Source organism: Cobetia sp. PDI-23MA, from assembly GCF_059507735.1.
The window spans coordinates 777,614-795,200 of sequence record NZ_CM183352.1 but is presented as its reverse complement, the minus strand read 5'-3'; the positions used below and the strand labels follow the sequence as shown (position 1 = coordinate 795,200).

At 62.9% G+C, this 17,587-nt stretch carries 20 protein-coding genes; 2 read left to right on the top strand and 18 right to left on the bottom strand.

The window, feature by feature from the left end; translation table 11 throughout:
- Positions 1–8 precede the first annotated feature (8 nt).
- From AC5WNJ_RS03430 to zapE, 8 genes are all read right to left on the bottom strand, one after another.
- A complete protein-coding gene (locus tag AC5WNJ_RS03430; RefSeq protein WP_176676298.1) occupies positions 9–599 on the bottom strand; it encodes a ClpXP protease specificity-enhancing factor in 591 nt (196 codons plus the stop codon).
- A 167-nt stretch (positions 600–766) separates the two neighbouring features.
- Positions 767–1,393 carry a stringent starvation protein SspA gene (sspA, locus tag AC5WNJ_RS03425; RefSeq protein ID WP_043332516.1) on the bottom strand — a complete coding sequence of 209 codons (627 nt, stop codon included), beginning with the start codon at positions 1,391–1,393 and terminating at the stop codon, positions 767–769.
- Between the two features lie 215 nt (positions 1,394–1,608).
- Positions 1,609–2,421: a cytochrome c1 gene (locus AC5WNJ_RS03420; RefSeq protein ID WP_253062267.1), complete on the bottom strand. Its 813-nt coding sequence runs from the start codon at positions 2,419–2,421 to the stop codon at positions 1,609–1,611.
- Positions 2,418–3,680 carry a cytochrome b gene (locus tag AC5WNJ_RS03415; protein WP_176676297.1) on the bottom strand — a complete coding sequence of 421 codons (1,263 nt, stop codon included), beginning with the start codon at positions 3,678–3,680 and terminating at the stop codon, positions 2,418–2,420. The genes AC5WNJ_RS03420 and AC5WNJ_RS03415 overlap by 4 nt, the downstream gene beginning before the upstream one ends.
- Positions 3,680–4,276 carry a ubiquinol-cytochrome c reductase iron-sulfur subunit gene (petA, locus tag AC5WNJ_RS03410; protein ID WP_176676296.1) on the bottom strand — a complete coding sequence of 199 codons (597 nt, stop codon included), beginning with the start codon at positions 4,274–4,276 and terminating at the stop codon, positions 3,680–3,682. The genes AC5WNJ_RS03415 and petA overlap by 1 nt, the downstream gene beginning before the upstream one ends.
- 217 nt (positions 4,277–4,493) lie before the next feature.
- Positions 4,494–4,883: a 30S ribosomal protein S9 gene (gene rpsI / locus AC5WNJ_RS03405; RefSeq protein WP_176676295.1), complete on the bottom strand. Its 390-nt coding sequence runs from the start codon at positions 4,881–4,883 to the stop codon at positions 4,494–4,496.
- A gap of 13 nt (positions 4,884–4,896) precedes the next feature.
- Positions 4,897–5,325: a 50S ribosomal protein L13 gene (gene rplM, locus AC5WNJ_RS03400; protein ID WP_176676294.1), complete on the bottom strand. Its 429-nt coding sequence runs from the start codon at positions 5,323–5,325 to the stop codon at positions 4,897–4,899.
- 250 nt (positions 5,326–5,575) lie between these two features.
- A complete protein-coding gene (gene zapE / locus AC5WNJ_RS03395; protein WP_176676293.1) occupies positions 5,576–6,733 on the bottom strand; it encodes a cell division protein ZapE in 1,158 nt (385 codons plus the stop codon).
- A gap of 514 nt (positions 6,734–7,247) precedes the next feature.
- On the opposite strand from zapE, the gene AC5WNJ_RS03390 reads away from it, so the two are divergent.
- The gene (locus AC5WNJ_RS03390) at positions 7,248–7,700 is read left to right on the top strand and encodes a Z-ring associated ZapG family protein (RefSeq protein WP_043332529.1); all 453 of its coding nucleotides are present in this window, start codon (positions 7,248–7,250) and stop codon (positions 7,698–7,700) included.
- A gap of 88 nt (positions 7,701–7,788) precedes the next feature.
- Here the strand turns inward: AC5WNJ_RS03390 and AC5WNJ_RS03385 are convergent, their stop codons facing one another.
- Positions 7,789–8,556, bottom strand: a complete 768-nt coding sequence (locus tag AC5WNJ_RS03385) for a Nif3-like dinuclear metal center hexameric protein (protein ID WP_176676292.1) — start codon at positions 8,554–8,556, stop codon at positions 7,789–7,791.
- 186 nt (positions 8,557–8,742) lie between these two features.
- Here AC5WNJ_RS03385 and AC5WNJ_RS03380 point away from each other — a divergent pair, with 186 nt between their 5' ends.
- Entirely contained in the window at positions 8,743–10,059 is a 1,317-nt protein-coding gene (locus AC5WNJ_RS03380) for a trypsin-like peptidase domain-containing protein (RefSeq protein WP_176676291.1), read from the top strand.
- A gap of 126 nt (positions 10,060–10,185) precedes the next feature.
- On the opposite strand, the gene hisD is transcribed toward AC5WNJ_RS03380, so the two are convergent.
- The 9 genes from hisD to AC5WNJ_RS03335 all read right to left on the bottom strand — a co-directional run bounded on the left by hisD (position 10,186) and on the right by AC5WNJ_RS03335 (position 17,537).
- Positions 10,186–11,490, bottom strand: coding sequence for a histidinol dehydrogenase (gene hisD, locus AC5WNJ_RS03375; RefSeq protein WP_176676290.1), 1,305 nt, complete (start codon positions 11,488–11,490; stop codon positions 10,186–10,188).
- A 191-nt stretch (positions 11,491–11,681) separates the two neighbouring features.
- Positions 11,682–12,326 (bottom strand): ATP phosphoribosyltransferase, encoded by a 645-nt coding sequence (gene hisG, locus AC5WNJ_RS03370; protein WP_043332537.1) that lies wholly within the window; start codon positions 12,324–12,326, stop codon positions 11,682–11,684.
- A gap of 83 nt (positions 12,327–12,409) precedes the next feature.
- The gene (gene murA, locus AC5WNJ_RS03365) at positions 12,410–13,675 is read right to left on the bottom strand and encodes a UDP-N-acetylglucosamine 1-carboxyvinyltransferase (protein ID WP_176676289.1); all 1,266 of its coding nucleotides are present in this window, start codon (positions 13,673–13,675) and stop codon (positions 12,410–12,412) included.
- 12 nt (positions 13,676–13,687) lie between these two features.
- Positions 13,688–13,942, bottom strand: coding sequence for a BolA family protein (locus tag AC5WNJ_RS03360; protein ID WP_043332541.1), 255 nt, complete (start codon positions 13,940–13,942; stop codon positions 13,688–13,690).
- A 225-nt stretch (positions 13,943–14,167) separates the two neighbouring features.
- Positions 14,168–14,533 (bottom strand): STAS domain-containing protein, encoded by a 366-nt coding sequence (locus tag AC5WNJ_RS03355; protein WP_253062255.1) that lies wholly within the window; start codon positions 14,531–14,533, stop codon positions 14,168–14,170.
- A gap of 20 nt (positions 14,534–14,553) precedes the next feature.
- A complete protein-coding gene (locus AC5WNJ_RS03350) occupies positions 14,554–15,216 on the bottom strand; it encodes an MlaC/ttg2D family ABC transporter substrate-binding protein (protein WP_176676288.1) in 663 nt (220 codons plus the stop codon).
- A 139-nt stretch (positions 15,217–15,355) separates the two neighbouring features.
- The gene (gene mlaD, locus AC5WNJ_RS03345) at positions 15,356–15,820 is read right to left on the bottom strand and encodes an outer membrane lipid asymmetry maintenance protein MlaD (RefSeq protein ID WP_043332545.1); all 465 of its coding nucleotides are present in this window, start codon (positions 15,818–15,820) and stop codon (positions 15,356–15,358) included.
- A complete protein-coding gene (gene mlaE, locus AC5WNJ_RS03340) occupies positions 15,820–16,620 on the bottom strand; it encodes a lipid asymmetry maintenance ABC transporter permease subunit MlaE (protein WP_043332547.1) in 801 nt (266 codons plus the stop codon). The genes mlaD and mlaE overlap by 1 nt, the downstream gene beginning before the upstream one ends.
- Complete coding sequence (locus AC5WNJ_RS03335; protein ID WP_082388135.1) at positions 16,617–17,537, bottom strand: ABC transporter ATP-binding protein; 921 nt, start codon at positions 17,535–17,537, stop codon at positions 16,617–16,619. Before AC5WNJ_RS03335 ends, mlaE begins: the two co-directional genes overlap by 4 nt.
- Between the last annotated feature and the right edge of the window lie 50 nt (positions 17,538–17,587).

Genomic DNA, 17,587 nt, shown 5'->3' with positions numbered 1-17,587 from the left:
CGACGTGATTACTTGATCACACGCAGCGAAGGACGCCCCTTGCGCGGCGGCTTGGGCTGACCATTGTCATCAGCATCCTGCTCGTCACTGGCCGAGTCCGACGCCGGCTCTTCAGCGGCGACTCCGGCATCAGCGCCTGGCTCGACGGACGCATCCACTGATTCCGAGGCAGGTGCCTCTTCTTCGGCGGGCGCACTGCCGACACTGGCCAGCGTCGGGCGCGCTGTGGCGGCCGGCTCGGCATCTGGCGCGGCTTCACCGAATGTCATCTCATCGGCACCCGGCATCACCGGCTCATGACCGAAGACCATACCGACACCGTTTTCACGCGAATACAGCGCGACCAGGGCCGTCGTCGGCACGCTGACGTGCATCGGCTGACCACCGAAGCGGGCATTGAAGCTGACCCCTTCATTGGCGATCAACAGATCACGCACCGCACCGGGTGCGATATTGAGCACGATCTGGCCGTTCTGGACGTGTTGACGCGGCACTTGGACACCTTCCTGCTCGGCGTCCACCACGATGTACGGCGTATTGTCGTTATCCAGCAGCCACTCGTAGAGTGCGCGTGCCAGATAAGGGCGACTGGAAAGCATGGGAGAACCTCTTGAACTGCAATGAGTGTCAGCGACGACCGAAGTCCATTCCGCCAACGGGCCAACGCCCCGCACATCGCTCACATCCATCGACCTCAGACTGATGAGCGAGGGCGAAAGCCCGAATGCGTGACCGATCGATCAGTGACCGAAGGATCACGCACGGATCAGATGCGCATCTCGCGCTCGGCCTCGGACAGCGACGCCTTGAAAGCATCACGCCCGAACAACCGCTCCATGTAGGTCAGCAGCGGCTTGACCTGCTTCTCCGGCAGCTCGATTCCCAGTGTCGGCAAGCGCCACAGGATCGGGGCAATGCAGGTGTCCACCAGCGAGAACTCGTCGCTCATGAAGAACGGCATGTCGTCGAAGATCGGGGAAATGCCGATCAGGCTTTCACGCAATTCCTTGCGCGCCTTGTCGGCTTCCTTCTTGGTGCCTGTCTGGATGGTTTCCATCATCGGCACCCATTCGCGCTCGATGCGATGCATCCACAGACGGCTCTGGGCGCGCGCCACCGGATACACCGGCAACAGCGGCGGATGCGGGAAACGCTCGTCCAGATATTCCATCATGACCTTGGACTCGTAGAGCACCAGGTCGCGATCCAGCAGCGTCGGCACACTGTTGTACGGGTTCAGGTCGGCCAGTTCGGCCGGACGGCTGTCATCATCCACATCAATGATATCGACTGCCACACCCTTCTCGGCCAGCACGATCCGTACACGGTGGCTGAAGTGGTCGTCACCACCGGAGTAGAAGGTCATCGATGAACGCTTGGCCACAACACCCATGAAACTGTCCTCGCATCTGTTCGAGACATGCCCGTGTCAGCTTTTGGCCTGACAAACGGGGATAAGTTTCCTCTGGCCTGCCCTTGTCACAACGGGCCCTGCCAGAGGGTCAGCCTGCGCCACCTCGAGGCGACGCAAGCGGGCGCGCGACTGATCAGCCGCGCGCCCGTCACTGCCGGCTCGCCATTATCACTGAGACCCCGCCCCGGGGGCCATCAATGAATGTCGCGCCAGTATTCCTTCTTGAGAAGATACGCCAGCAAGGTAAAGATCAGAATGAATATTAACACCTTGGGGGCCATGCTCTCAGCCTTGAGTCGCGAAGGCTCGCCGACATAGGCCAGAAAATTGGTCAGATCCCACATCGCTTGATCGAATTCCCCTGCCGTCATGCTGCCAGGCTGGGTGATCTCTAGGATATCACAGGAGGCATAACGCCCCGTGCCGGGATCGATCTCCGCCCCCGCTACCGCCATATCAGTCTGTCCACAGACCTTTTCCTGCACGCCCTGCAGCGATTCCAGCACATGCGGCATGCCGACCTGGGGGAAGACCGCATTGTTCACGCCCCACGGACGTGACGCATCGCGATAGAAGCTCTTCAGATAGGTGTAGATCCAGTCCGTGCCGCGCAGACGCGCCTCGAGCGACAGATCCGGTGGCGGCGTGCCGAACCAGCCGGCCGCGTCTTCTTTCTGCATGCCCGTACGCATGGTGTCATTGATCTTGAGCGCTGGCGAGAGAATCAGGTATTGCTCGACCAGGTCCTCGGGCATCCCCAGGTCCTCCGCGGCACGCGAGTAACGCTGATACTGCAGGCTATGACAGCCGAGGCAGTAGTTGGTGTAAAGCTGCATGCCTCGCTGCAGCGAGGGCTGATCATGCAGATCCGGCTCCATCGTCTCCAGCGGCACCGCGCTGCTGGCCGCGCTCACCATACCCGCCCCCATCAGGCTCACTACGGCCAGCAACCCTGCTGCCAGCCCGCGTTTGAGCCACTCCCTTGCCCCACTCATCAGCGCGTTCATCGGCCCGTCACCCTGTCAGGCACCGCTCGCGTCGTCTCGAAGCGCGTATACAGCGGCATCAGTATGAAGAAGGCGAAATATGCCACGGTCGCCAGCTGCGCGATGATCGTGCGCTCATGCGTGGGCGGCATCACCCCCAGCACGCCCAGCGTCACGAAACTGACCACGAAGATGACGATGGCGACACGCGACAGCCAGCCCTTGTAGCGGATCGAGCGCACCGCCGAGCGATCCAGCCACGGCAGCACGAACAGGATAGCGATCGCCAGCCCCATGACCACCACGCCCCAGAACTTGGCATCCACGCCGAACAGCGGGTAATTGACCGCGCGCAACATGGCGTAGAACGGCGTGAAGTACCACACCGGCGCGATGTGCTCGGGCGTCTTGAGCGAATTGGCCGGTTCGAAGTTCGGCGTCTCCAGGAAGTAGCCGCCGCCTTCGGGGAAATAGAAGATCACTGCACAGAACACGAACAGGAATACGCCGACGCCGACGAGGTCCTTCACCGTGTAATAGGGATGGAACGGAATGCCATCCAGGGGCTGCCCCGCCTCATCCTTCCGGTCCTTGATCTCGATGCCATCGGGGTTGTTCGAGCCCACCTCATGCAGCGCCACCAGATGCAGCACCACCAGCCCGACGATCACCAGCGGCAAGGCAATGACATGCAGCGCAAAGAAGCGGTTCAGGGTGATTCCCGAGATCAGATAGTCGCCACGAATCATCTGCGCCAGGTCTGCCCCGATGACCGGAATCGCCGTGAACAGCGAGATGATCACCTGCGCACCCCAGTAGGACATCTGCCCCCAGGGCAGCAGATAGCCCATGAAGGCCTCGGCCATCAGCGCCAGATAGATGCACATGCCGAAGATCCAGACCAGCTCGCGAGGCGCACGGTAGGAGCCATACAGCAGGCCACGGAACATGTGCAGATAGATGACAACAAAGAAGGCCGAGGCGCCGGTGGAATGCATGTAGCGGATCAACCAGCCGTACTCCACATCGCGCATGATGTACTCGATGGAGGCAAAGGCCTCCTCGGCACTCGGCGTATAGCTCATCGTCAGCCAGATGCCGGTCAATATCTGATTGACCAGCACCAGCAAGGCCAGCGAGCCGAAGAAGTAGAAGAAGTTGAAGTTCTTCGGCGCGTAGTAGCCGGTCAGATGGTCCTGCAGAAACTGGGTGGCCGGCAGGCGGTCATCGATCCAGCGCATGATGCCGCGTGGCGCCTTGGCACGGTTTGGATTCCCCATCAGGCAGCCTCCTCGTCGACACCCACCACCAGTACCTGCTCGCTCTCGTAGCGATGCGGCGGCACCTCCAGATTCGAAGGTGCCGGCACTCCGGTGAAGACTCGCCCGGCGAGATCGAACCTGGACCCATGACAGGCACACAGATAGCCGCCCGGCCAGTCCGCGCCAAGATCCGCCGCACCAATCTCGGGACGATAGCCAGGCGAGCAGCCCAGGTGCGTGCAGATACCCACCAACACCACATATTCCGGCTTGATGGAACGCAGCACGGCATCGACATAAGGGGGCTGCTGGGGACGCAGTGACTCGGGGTCCTGCAACTCTGCGGGGGGGATGGCGCGGATATCGGCGATCATCTCGGGGGTGCGACGCACCACCCACACCGGCTTGCCGCGCCACTCGATGGTCATCTGCTGGCCGGGTGCCAGCCGCGAGATATCCGCCGTGACAGGCGCGCCTGCCGCGCGAGCACGCGCACTTGGCTGCCAGGACGCCAGGAAGGGCGTTGCGATACCGACCACCCCTACCGCCCCGACCACGGTGGTTGCGCTGACGAGGAAGCGGCGTCGCCCTCGGTTCACGACTTGATCTGACATTTTATTGTTATCTCCCAAACACTACCGCTTGATGCTGGGCCATCCACTTGCCGAGCACTTGATGCTTGCTTGTATTAAAGGGCAAGAACAGAGCACTCACAACTCAAGAAAGCCACCTTGACCAAAGCCGCTTTCGTCAATCGTGCAGCGAGACCGCAAAAAAAACGTCCAGCACCCTTGCGGGTACTGGACGTTCTTGTAGTCGACGCGAGTTCTCTTAACGCTTGGAGAACTGCGGACGACGACGGGCCTTGCGCAGACCGACTTTCTTACGCTCGACTTCACGGGCGTCACGAGTGACGTAACCGGCGGCGCGGAGGGTCGGACGGAAGTCTTCGTTGTAAGCCATCAGGGCACGAGTGATGCCGTGACGGATAGCGCCGGCCTGGGCAGAACCACCACCACCAGCAACAGTGACGTAGACGTCAAACTGTTCGCTAGTTTCGGTCAGCTCGAGCGGCTGACGGACAACCATACGCCCTGTCACACGACCGAAGTAGTCGTTCAGGTCACGCTGGTTGACGGTGATTTTGCCGGTGCCCGGCTTCAGGAAGACGCGCGCGGTAGAAGTCTTGCGGCGCCCGGTACCGTAGTGCTGCTGTGTCATGGCGATGCTTCCCTCAGATGTTCAGTTCTTGCGGCTGCTGCGCAGCGTGCGGATGCTCGGAGCCAGCATAGACTTTCAGCTTGGACTGCATGGCACGACCCAGCGGACCCTTCGGCAGCATGCCCTTGACAGCCAGTTCGATCACGCGCTCAGGCTTGTGGTCGATCATCTGGTTGAAGTTCATGGAGCGCAGGCCACCCGGGTAACCGGTGTGACGGTAGTAGGTCTTGGCTTCTGCCTTGCGACCAGTCACAGCGACTTTCTCGGCGTTGATGACGACGATGTAATCGCCAGTGTCAACGTGCGGAGTGTACTCGGCTTTATGCTTGCCGCGCAGGCGACGAGCAATTTCGGTAGCCATACGGCCCAGCGTCTTGCCGGCTGCGTCGACGACGAACCAGTCACGCTGGACGGACTGCGGCTTAGCAGTAAACGTCTTCATGGATGAATCACCTATAGTCGGGTCTTGCACCTGTGTGCGCGACCAATCCCTATTTTTCTTGGTTGCCCGACGTCTGGCAGCGAGCGGCATGCTGCTTGCGCAGTCACTGCCCTCTCATCTCCAGACTGCCCTCGCCCATCAGGAGTGAATGACTCAGGATGGCTCGAGAACCGGTCAACAGTTCGAGCGAGCGCGCATTGTACATGTCATACCCGCCTACCACAAAGGCTATTTTGCCCTGTCATGGACATCACGGTTTGTGAGGCAGTGCGAGGTACTCGCGTGATTGCATTTCCTGCAGGCGTGACAGCGTGCGCTGGAATTCGAAATCCAGATTGCCACCGGTGTAGAGATCCTCGACGGGCGTCGCGGCGCTCATCAGCAGCTTGACGCCACGGTCATAGAACTCATCGACCATGTTGATGAAACGACGCACCTGGTCGTCACTGTCGCGCCCCATCTGCGGCACCTCGGACACCAGCACGGTATGGAACTCACGCGCCAGCTCGATGTAGTCATTCTGGCTACGCGGGCCATCACACAGCTCATCGAAGTGGAACCACACCACGTCTTCATGGCGACGCAGAGCATGCAGCACGCGGTGATTGATGCTCAAGCCTTCATCAGCATGGCCTTCGGCACCGGCGATGGAGCGGAACTCCCGCGCCAGCCGCGCGGCACTGTCGTCGCCCAGCGGGCTATGGAAGAGCTCGGCGTGCTCCAGCGCGCGCAGGCGATAGTCGATGCCGGAATCGACGTTGACCACCGTGCAGTGACGCTTGACCAGGTCGATCGCCGGCAGGAAGCGCGCCCGCTGCAGGCCGTCCTTGTAGAGGTCATCCGGCACGATATTGGAGGTCGCGACCAGCACCACGCCCTGCTTGAACAGCTCTTCGAACAGGGTGGCGAGAATCATCGCATCGGTGATGTCCTTGACGAAGAATTCGTCAAAGCAGATCACGCGCGCCTCGACGGCGAACTTGGCCGCCACCAGAGTCAGCGGATTCTTCTCGCCCTTGTAGTGGCCGAGTTCATTGTGGACACGCTGCATGAAGCGGTGGAAATGCGTGCGCATCTTGTCGGCAAACGGCAGGCTCTCGTAGAAGGTATCGACGAGATAGGTCTTGCCGCGCCCCACACCGCCCCAGAAGTAGAGACCCATGATCTCGGGCACTTCATCGACAGGTGCCGTGCGTGACGGCTTGCCGAACAGACGACGCACCTTGGAGCCCAGCCCGCCGCCACCCGTCGCGTCGGACACCTTGTCGGGCGTCTGGCGCGGCCTGCGCACGAGGTCATCGTAGAGACGCTGCAGATGACGGACCGCATCTTCCTGGGCGGCATCGTAGGCAAAGTCATCACGCTTGAGGTCTGCCTGGTACTTCTCGAGAGGCGTCGGTGCTGGCATTGAGAAACCCGCTGCAGGTCAGGCGCCACCTACTGGCACACGCCTGACATGAAAAGGAACAAGAACACGCCTGACCCGACACGGCGGGCAGGCAAGAACGAAATTGCGCGGCATTATACGCCTTGATGGCCACTTTACCCACTCACCGGCCAGCAATCGGCGGTGCGAGGTGGCTGTCGCCGCGCGCATTGCTCGCAAGGCGTGAGCTGGCATCCGCCCACACCCCGCCGGATGCGCCGACAGGCGACCAAGGTCGCGCGCCGAGTGAATTGACGCATCGCTGCACCACACCGATATAATGGCGCGTGGACGCTTTTGAAACGCAAGCGGCACTACAGACTGAGCTAGGAAAGACCAAGGCAAGAAGGACAGCGGCAAGCGGCGCTGACCTGCTGGACACCAGACCGATCCCGAGATCGGCGTGATGGAACATCATTGAAGACCGGCATCGTATCTCAGCGCTACCATGCCCCAGCGGTGACGATCACCGCAGTCGTGACACAAGGAGAGCGACGTGAACGAGAGCAACATTGACTGGATCCTGGCCATTGCCTGTTTTCTGGCTGGCATCGGTATCGGCGCCTTGTGCTACCACCTGCTGAATGCCAACGTGGCCCGCAATCAGAAGACCCGCCAGAAGTTGGCTGAGCGCGAACTGGAGCTGACCCAGTTCCGCGATGCCCTCAACGACCACTTCTCCAAGGCCAGCGACCTGACCGACCAGATCCAGCGCGCCGGCAATGAGCTGCGCCAGCATCTGGCCACTGGCGCCACCGCGCTGTGCGATGACAGCCAGCTCAAGCGCCGCCTGCTGGACACTGACACCACGCCGGACGACAGCGAGACCGACAAGGTCGACCTGCCGCGTGATTACGCCGATAACCGTGGCACTCTGTCAGAGGACTTCGGCCTCAAGCCGCAACCGAGTGAAGGCGAGACTCCGGCCACCAACCCGCCGCGCATCTGATCGCCCTGCTGTCGTGAACCTCTCACGGCATCTGAAAACGACAACGGCCACCTCGAGAGGTGGCCGTTGTCGTTTCCGGCACCAGATGTCACGCCGGATTGTCGATATCCACGAAGCGGTGCTCTACTCCATGCTCGGCGGCCAGCCACTCGCCGAGGGCCCGCACACCGTCACGCTCGGTCGCATGATGCCCCGCCGCGAAGTAGGTCACTCCCTCTTCACGGGCGCTATGGGTGGTGCGCTCGGAAATCTCGCCCGAGAGGAAGGCATCGGCGCCGGCCTCGATGGCCAGACCGATATAGTCCTGAGCGCCGCCGGTGCACCAGGCAATGCGCTTGATGGGACGATCATGGCCGGCCACGACCAGCACCTCACGTCCCAGACGCCGACTGAACTCGGCCCCCAGCGCTGTGCTGTCCAGCTCTTCCACCTCAGCAGCCAGACGCCCGACATGCACCAGGCCACGCCCGGGCACGCCATCCAGACAGCCTTCACTGACCAGCCCCAGACGCTCGGCCAGCTGGGCATTGTTGCCAAGGGTCGGATGCGCATCCAACGGCAGGTGATAGGCTGCCAGATTGATGTCATTGGCCAGCAAGGTCTTGAGGCGCCGACGCTTCATGCCGGTGATCTGGGCCGGCTCGTTCTTCCAGAAGTAGCCGTGGTGCACCAGCACCAGGTCGGCCTGCCAGGCGAGCGCCTCATCAAGTAACGCCTGACTGGCCGTCACGCCAGTCATCACGCGGCGCACCTCGCGGCGCCCCTCCACCTGCAAGCCATTGACGGTATAGTCCTTGAAGGCCTGCGCCTCCAGACAGCCATCCAGCGCCTTCATCAGCGTGTCACGATCAGCCATTGGGCCTCCAGCAGTCAGAGTCATCGAGTGTTACACTGGCGAGCATTGTAACGGCGCATCGGCGCCATGTAAGCGTGCCGCGCCTTGACCGGGGCCATCCCTTCGCGTGGCACGTGGAGTTTCAGGCCATTCATCTTCATGTCCGCAGCATCGCGTCGGTGCGCGGACTTTTCATCAGGTAATCCGATGCCCCGTTCTCTTCGCAGCACACTGCTCCCGCTACTGTGGCCCGTCGTCACCGGCGTCCTGCTGGCCGTCGTCGTGCTGGATCGCTTTCCGACGCTGGGTCTGGGCGAACCCGCCCCGCAGCAGAGCGAGCAGGCAGGCAACACCCCCTATCCGAGCCCGTCACGGAACTCTGCCGCCAATCAGCAGGTGCTGCCGCCTCCGAGCCTGACGCTGTCAGCGGCGCAGCGCGAAGAGTCGGCAGACCCGGTACTGCGTGAAGCACCGCCGCTGCAGCGCAACAGCGGCCCGGCCAGCTATCAGGCCGCGGTGGACGCCGCCGCTCCGGCGGTGGTCAACATCTATTCCTCGCGCGAGATCAAGGACGACAGCAAGCATCCGCTGATGTCCGACCCCTTCTTCAACCAGTTCTACGGCGAAGACGCACTGCGCAGCCAGCGCATGCTGTCGAGTTTGGGCTCCGGCGTCATTCTCTCCAGCGACGGCTACATCCTGACCAACAATCACGTCATCCAGGGTGCCGACCAGATCCAGGTCGCCCTGCGCGATGGCCGCGAGACATTCGCCAAGGTCGTGGGCGTGGACCCGGAATCCGACCTCGCGGCGCTCAAGATCGACCTCGACAACCTGCCCACCGTGGCGATTGCCGATTCCACCCAGGTGCACGTCGGCGATGTCTCGCTGGCGATCGGCAATCCCTTCGGAGTCGGCCAGACGGTCACCATGGGGATCATCTCGGCCACCGGACGCAATCATCTTGGCCTGAACGCCTATGAAGACTTCATCCAGACCGATGCCGCGATCAACCCCGGCAACTCCGGCGGCGCGCTGATCAATACCGACGGCTCGCTGGTCGGCATCAATACCGCCATCTATTCGCGCTCCGGGGGCTCGCAGGGCATCGGCTTCGCCATCCCCGCCAACCTGGCACGTGACATCCTCGAAGCGCTGGTCGACCACGGCCGCGTGATTCGTGGCTGGCTGGGCCTGGAAGTCCAGGAGCTGACGCCGTCGCTGGCGCACTCCTTCGGCCTGAGCGCCCCGCAAGGCGTGGTGGTGGCCGCCGTGCTGCGTGACGGCCCTGCCGCGCGCGCCGGCCTGCGCCCGGGCGATATCCTGACCGCCATCGGCGGCAAGCGCCTGCTGGATGCTCGCCTGGCCATGGCCGACATCGCCGCCGTCAAGCCCGGCAATGCGCTGGAGTTGCGCCTGCTGCGTGACGGCAAGACGTTGGACATCGATGTCAAGGTCGGCGAGCGCCCGATTCCCGACAATACACCGGCGGCCGTCGAGCCGTCCCTGCAGGACAAGGGCTGAGCCGGTATATCGGCGCAGCGCCTTGGGCAGCCCCCGCCCCATGATGACAAGAAGCCCCGCGACGGAGTCCGTCGCGGGGCTTCTTGTCTTGTCAGACGACTGACCAGGCAAGGCTCAGTCTCAAGATCAGTCGAGAATGCGATTCTCGGCACTGCGCGCATGTGCCGTCAGCGACTCGCCACGTGCCAGTACCGAGGCGGTACGCCCGAGCACTGACGCGCCCGCTGGCGAGCACTGGATCAGCGAGGAGCGCTTCTGGAAGTCATAGACGCCCAGCGGCGAGGAGAAGCGCGCGGTGCCGGAGGTCGGCAGCACGTGATTCGGCCCGGCGCAGTAATCGCCCAGCGCCTCGGAGGTATGCGAGCCCATGAAGATGGCGCCGGCGTGGCGCACGCCCTCGACCCACTCCTGGGGATTGGCCACCGAGAGCTCCAGGTGCTCCGGCGCGATGCGGTTGGTCAGCTCCAGCGCCTGCTCCGGCCCGCTGACACGGATCAGGGCGCCACGCTCACGCAGCGAGGTCAGGATGATCTCGGCACGCTCCATGGTCGGTGCCAGGCGTGCGATGGAGGCCTCGACGGCGGCCAGGTGCTCGTCATCCCATCCGATCAGGATCGCCTGGGCATCTTCATCGTGCTCAGCCTGGGAGAACAGGTCCATCGCCAGCCAGTCCGGATCGGTCACGCCATCACTGACCACCAGGATCTCGGACGGCCCGGCGATCATGTCGATACCGACCTGACCGAACACCGCACGCTTGGCAGTCGCCACGTAGATGTTGCCCGGTCCGACGATCTTGTCGACGCGCGGCACGGACTCGGTGCCGTAGGCCAGTGCCGCCACGGCCTGGGCGCCACCGATGGTGAAGACACGATCGATACCCGCCAGGTGAGCCGCGGCCAGCACCAGCTCATTGACCACGCCGTCCGGCGTCGGCACGACCATGATGATCTCGCGCACGCCCGCGACATGCGCCGGAATCGCGTTCATCAGCACGGATGACGGGTAGGCGGCCTTGCCGCCCGGCACGTAGATGCCGGCGCGGTCCAGCGGCGTGACCTTCTGGCCCAGCAGGCTGCCGTGCTCGTCCTTGAAGGACCAGCTTTCCGGCTTCTGATGCTCGTGATAGACACGCACGCGCTCGGCAGCCACAGCCAGCGCCTCGCGCTGATCCGCCGGCAAGTCGGCATAGGCCTGGGCCAGACGCTCGGCACCGATGACCAGCTCGGCCATGCTCGAGACATTCAGGCGGTCGAAGCGGTTGGAGAACTCCACCAGCGCCACATCGCCTTCCTGCTTGACGCGCGCGAGGATGTCGGTGACACGATGCTGTACCTCGGCATCGGACACGCCCTCCCATGACAGCAAGCGATCCAGGCGGGCAATAAAATCGGTATCACGGCTATCAAGCCGGTTGATCAAGGTATCCATGCGAACCTCTTTTCTCATTGCTTGGCAGAGAAGGCTGAACCGGACGGGCTCTGTCCAGCGCCTACCCCTATCATCTTGATAAGGATCGTGACGAGCAGGGGCGGCAGCTGGCGTTTCGAGCGTCATCTTCTGCCACGGTCATCTATGCGACCTTGGGTATCCATCGGGTCGATGCCAACAGCACGCCGCCATCACGCCTCGCGGCGGGCTTCCACGGCCTGACGCAGGCGATCGATCAGCGGCTTGAGACGATCGTGCTTCATGGTCATGGCGGCCTTGTTGACCACCAGACGCGTGCTGATGTCGGTGATCAGCTCGCGCGGCTCCATGCCGTTGGCGCGCAGGGTGTTGCCGGTGTCGACGATATCGACGATCTCGTCGGCCAGATTCATCAGCGGGGCCAGTTCCATCGCACCGTAGAGCTTGATGACTTCCGCCTGAATGCCCTGCTCGGCGTAATAACGACGCGCGACATCGACGAACTTGGTCGCGACGCGGCGGCGAGCGCCCTGCTGCTGCTGACCGACGACACCGGCGGTCATCAGGCGGCACTTGGCGATTTCCAGGTCCAGCGGCTCGTACAGGCCTTCGGCACCATGCTCGAGCAGCACGTCCTTGCCGGCGATGCCGAGATCGGCCGCGCCCAGCTGCACGTAGGTCGGCACGTCGGTGGCACGGATGATGACCAGCTTGACGTCCGGCAGATTGGTATCGAAGAGCAGCTTGCGGCTCTTGTCGAGATCTTCCAGCGGCTCGATGCCAGCGTCAGCCAGCAGCGGCAGGGTTTCCTTGAGGATACGCCCCTTGGAGAGGGCGACGACCAGTTGCTTGCTCATGGGGTATTCGCCCGTGCTTGTACGTAGGAATTCGGCACGCGCTGCCGGTCAATCAAGGCCGGCAGCACGAGGTGGGCCACTGATCAGCCGGCGGAGCGACGGATGATCACGTTCAGCCCGGAGAGCTTCTCTTCGATGCACTCGTAACCGCGGTCGATGTGATAGATGCGGTCGACCATGGTCTCGCCGTCGGCGACGGTCGCCGCGATCACCAGCGAGGCAGAGGCACGCAGGTCCGTCGCCATCACCGGCGCGCCGGACAGGCGCTCGGTGCCGGTCACGACCGCGGTGTTGCCCTCGAGCGCGATGTGGGCGCCCATGCGGTTGAGCTCCTGCACGTGCATGAAGCGGTTCTCGAAGATGGTCTCGATCACGGTGCTGGTGCCTTCCGCGACCGCATTCATCGCCACGAACTGGGCCTGCATGTCGGTGGGGAATGCCGGGTACGGCGCCGTGCGGATATTGACCGCCTTCGGGCGCTTGCCGTGCATGTCGAGCTCGATCCAGTCATCACCGGTGGTGATGGTGGCGCCGGCTTCTTCCAGCTTGGCCAGTACGGCATCCAGGGTGTCGGCACGCGTACGCGTGACACGCACCTTGCCGCGCGAGGCAGCCGCCGCGACCAGGAAGGTGCCGGTCTCGATGCGGTCCGGCATGACGGAGTATTCACAGCCGTGCAGCTTCTCGACACCGTCGATGACGATGGTGTCGGAGCCCTGGCCGGTGATCTTCGCGCCCATCGCGATCAGGCACTCGGCCAGATCGACGACTTCCGGCTCACGCGCGGCGTTTTCCAGCACGGTGCGGCCATCGGCCAGGGTCGCGGCCATCAGCAGGTTCTCGGTGCCGGTGACGGTCACGACATCAAAGACGATGCGCGCGCCTTTCAGGCGGCCACCCGGCGCCTTGGCGCGGATATAGCCATTCTCGACCGTGATCTCGGCCCCCATCGCCTCCAGGCCACGGATGTGCAGATCCACCGGACGCGAGCCGATGGCGCAGCCGCCCGGCAGCGAGACTTCGGCACTGCCGAAGTGCGCCAGCAGCGGGCCCAGCACCAGAATCGAGGCACGCATCTTCTTGACCAGGTCATAGGGCGCGTGACAATGCTCGACCTTGGAGCCATCCAGCTGCACGGTCATGTTGTCGCCCATCACCGGCTCGACGCCCATACGCCCGAGCAGCTCGAGGCTGGTCGTGATGTCCTGCAGATGCGGCAGGTTGCTGATGGTCACGGGACCTTCCGACAGCAGCGTGGCTGCCAGAATGGGCAGTGCCGAATTCTTGGCGCCGCTGGCCCAGACTTCCCCGTTGACCGGCCCGTTGCCAGTGATGATCAGCTTATCCATGAAATGTTCCGGTCAACCCTGAGCGTTGCCGGCGGCAGCTTCGAACTGCGCCGGGGTATAGGTACGAATGCTGATGGCATGCAGCGCGCCAGAGCGGATCTCATCATTGAGTGCGGAGTAGACCAGCTGCTGGGCCTTGACGCGGCTCAGCTCGGCAAAGACATCCCCCACGGCGACGACCTGGAAATTGCAGCCCTCACCCTGGATATGAAAATCGACGTTCTCGATACGAGCCTCGAGCAGGGCCTTGACATCATTCGGTTGCATGACGGGCGATGACTCCTTCGCGGTACATGTCGGGATCGTGGCAGGGAATCCTTGCGCGACGATCGATGCGATATGACCGCACATGGTAATCAAAAGCGCGCGGGAACGCGATTGGCAGTCAATCGCTGCCTCCACGTTGCCGCGCGCATGAATGGCGATACGGACAAGCCTCTAGCATCCAGCAGAGCAGTGTGGCCTGACAGGTAGTCAGGCCACACTGCTGGCTCAGGACGTCTCGAGTGACAGCGGGGGCTCGGCGCTGATCTCAGCGACATTCAGCCCCGGCAGCAGGTTTTCCAGTCCAGAGACTGCCGCCAGTCGGCTCAACGCGGGAGACAACGCGAGATGAGCGACGTGCCCACCATGCTCCGCCAGATGGCGCTGCCACTCGAGCAGCACGCTCAGGGTGGCAGTACTGGCGCTATCCACGCCGCACAGATCGATGGAAACCCCATCCTCGCGGCGCCCCAGCCATTTCCTGCCGGAATCCGCCAGCTCTGCGGCATTGTCGAAATCCGGCTGGCCACTCAGGCTCAACCGTGCGTCACCGGCTTCCAGCGTGACGCCCTCGCGATCGAAGAGAGTTTTCATGGTCATGGCGACGACAGGGCTCAGCTGTTGCCCTGATCCCCCTCACCCTTCTCGAGGTCGACATCCGGCTGCCAGCCCTTGATGACGGCATCGATGTCGCGGCCGTTGTCACGCATGGCCTGGTCGAACTGGTTGCGGAAGGTCAGGCCCAGGTTGACGCCATTGACGATCACGTTGACCACCTTCCACTTGTCGTTGCGCAGACGCATGGAATAGGCCACCGGATAGACCTTGCCCTTGGTATCGACCACGTCCATGTAGACGGTGTCCTGGTCTTCATAGCGACGCTCACCTTCGCTGTCCTTCACGTCCAGCCTGGCGTAATCGAAGCTCACCAGCCCCTTGGCATAGGTGCCGATCAGGGTGTCATGGAAGACCTTGGCGAATTCGGTGCGCTGCTCAGGAGAGGCGCCCTTGAAGTACTTGCCCATCACGCTGGCGGCGATGTAGCGATAATCCACCACCGGCTTCAGCGCGGAATCCACCAGGCTTTCCAGCTCGTCGACGTTGTCCTTGTAGTAGCTCTCGCGGCTATCGATCTTGGTAGTCAGGCCCTCGACCGTGTCGCGCAGCAGCACGTCCGGCTCCTGCGGGGCGGCCATGGCCAGCGGGCTCAGCGCCATCAGGGCGGACAGGCTCAGCACGCTCAGCGGACGGATCAGCTTCTTGAGGCTAGGAATCATCAGGGTTGCTCCTTGAAAATGTGCATCGTGCTCGAACGTGAAACCACAGGCACCGAGTCAGGTCTTTCGGCGCATCACACGCATGCGCCGGGTGCCTGGACTTCGATGAACAGCGCTTCGAGAATCAGCGCTTCCAGAATCAGCTCTTCGAAAAATTGGACACGAACTGCTGGATCAACTCTTCCAGCACCAGTGCAGACTGGGTATCGCGAATGGTGTCGCCGTCCTCCAGCACGTCCGGGTCTCCCCCGGTACTCAGGCCGATGTACTGCTCGCCCAGCAGGCCGGACGTCAGGATGGCGGCGGTGGTGTCCTTGCTCAGCTTGCCACGCAGGCTGCTGTCCAGCTTCATCGTGACACGGGCGTCAAACCACTTCGGGTCCAGCTCGATCTTCTCGACGCTGCCGACGGCAACACCTGCCATCGTGACCTTTGACCGCGCCTTGAGGCTTCCGATCCCTGAGAAGTTGGCATTGAGCACGAAGGTGTCATCAGCCTGCTGGAACGTGACGCCGCTGACACGCAGCCCCAGGAAGACCATTCCCAGGAAACCAGCGAGTATGAACAGGCCCACGCCGAACTCGAGCATGCGGGTACGTTTCATCAAATCTCTCCGAACATGACGGCCGTGAGGACAAAGTCGAGTCCCAGCACCGCCAAAGATGAATAAACCACGGTACGTGTGGTGGCGCGCGAAATGCCTTCCGAGGTCGGGATCAGGTCATAGCCCTGGAAGACGGCGATCCAGCTGACCACCAGCCCGAAGACCAGTGACTTGATGACGCCATTCATGACATCACCGATGAAATCGACGTTCGACTGCATGCTGCTCCAGTAGGCGCCCTCGTAGATGCCCAGCCAGTCGACCCCCACCAGCTTGCCGCCCCAGATACCCACGACACTGAAGCCGATGGTCAGCAGCGGCAGCGAGACGAACCCGGCCCACAGGCGCGGCGCGACGATGCGCTTGAGCGGATCGACGCCGATCATCTCCATGCTGGTCAACTGCTCGGTGGCCTTCATCAGGCCGATCTCCGCCGTCAGCGCCGACCCCGCGCGCCCGGCAAACAGCAAGGCCGCGACCACAGGCGCCAGCTCGCGCAGCAGTGACAGCGACACCATCTGTCCCAGCGCTTCCTCGGCGCCGAAACCGACCAGAATGGTGTAGCCCTGCAGCGCCAGCACCATGCCGATGAACAGCCCCGAGACCAGCACGATGGCCAGCGACAGCACACCGACGAAGTGCATCTGTCGCACCCACAGGCCAATGCCCTCACGGGACGGGATGCCGATACCGGCCTGCACCAGCAGCATGCCGGCGCGCCCGATGGCCGCGATCACGTCGATGCTGCTGCGGCCCAGTGACGTGATGGCCCCGAGCGGGCCACGATTCAGACCACTCATGACTCTCTCCTGCGGGTTGCCGACTCGCGACCATCGAGAATGTCGCCGGCGAAGTCCGGGGCGGGGTAATGGAAGGGCACCGGGCCATCCGGCTTGCCGTGGATGAACTGGGCCACACGCGGGTCCGATTCGGCGTTCAGCGCCTCGGGGGTGCCCTGCGCCATCACCTTGCCATCGGCGATCACATAGACGTAATCGGCAATGGTCAGCGTTTCCTTGATGTCGTGCGAGACCACCAGCGCCGTCATGCCCAGCGCATCATTGAGGCGCCGGATCAGATTGACCAGCACGCCCATCGAGATGGGGTCCTGCCCGGCGAACGGCTCGTCGTACATGATGAGGTCCGGGTCCAGCGCGATGGCTCGCGCCAGCGCCACACGCCGCGTCATGCCGCCGGAGAGTTCGGCCGGCATCAGTTCACGCGCGCCGCGCAGCCCGACGGATTCGAGCTTGATCAGCACGATGTCACGAATCATCGCATCGGGGAGATCGGTGTGGACGCGCAACGGGAAGGCGACGTTCTCGAACACGCTCAGGTCGGAGAACAGGGCACCGCTCTGAAACAGCATGCCCATGCGACGGCGCATGCGAAACAGCTCGCGCCGCGACAGGCCATGCACGTGCAACCCGGCGATCTCGACGCGTCCTGCCGAAGGTGTCAACTGGCCGCCGATCAACTTGAGCAGTGTCGTCTTGCCGGTACCGGAAGGCCCCATGATGGCGGTTATCTTGCCGCGCGGGATCTTGAGGTCGATGCCGGAGAATATCTCGCGTTCTCCACGGGTGAACCGCAGGCCTTCGACACGAATCAGGGCGTCATCGAGATTGATCTCGCCTGCCGCGCCACGTGAAGAAGCCTGCGCATCCTGGCCGTCCGCACCCGTCCGGGTTGCGGTCTGACCGGGCAAATCAGTCATAGAAGCATCCGCTGTGAGGGACCTTCGCCGTGACAAGCCACACGCAGTCG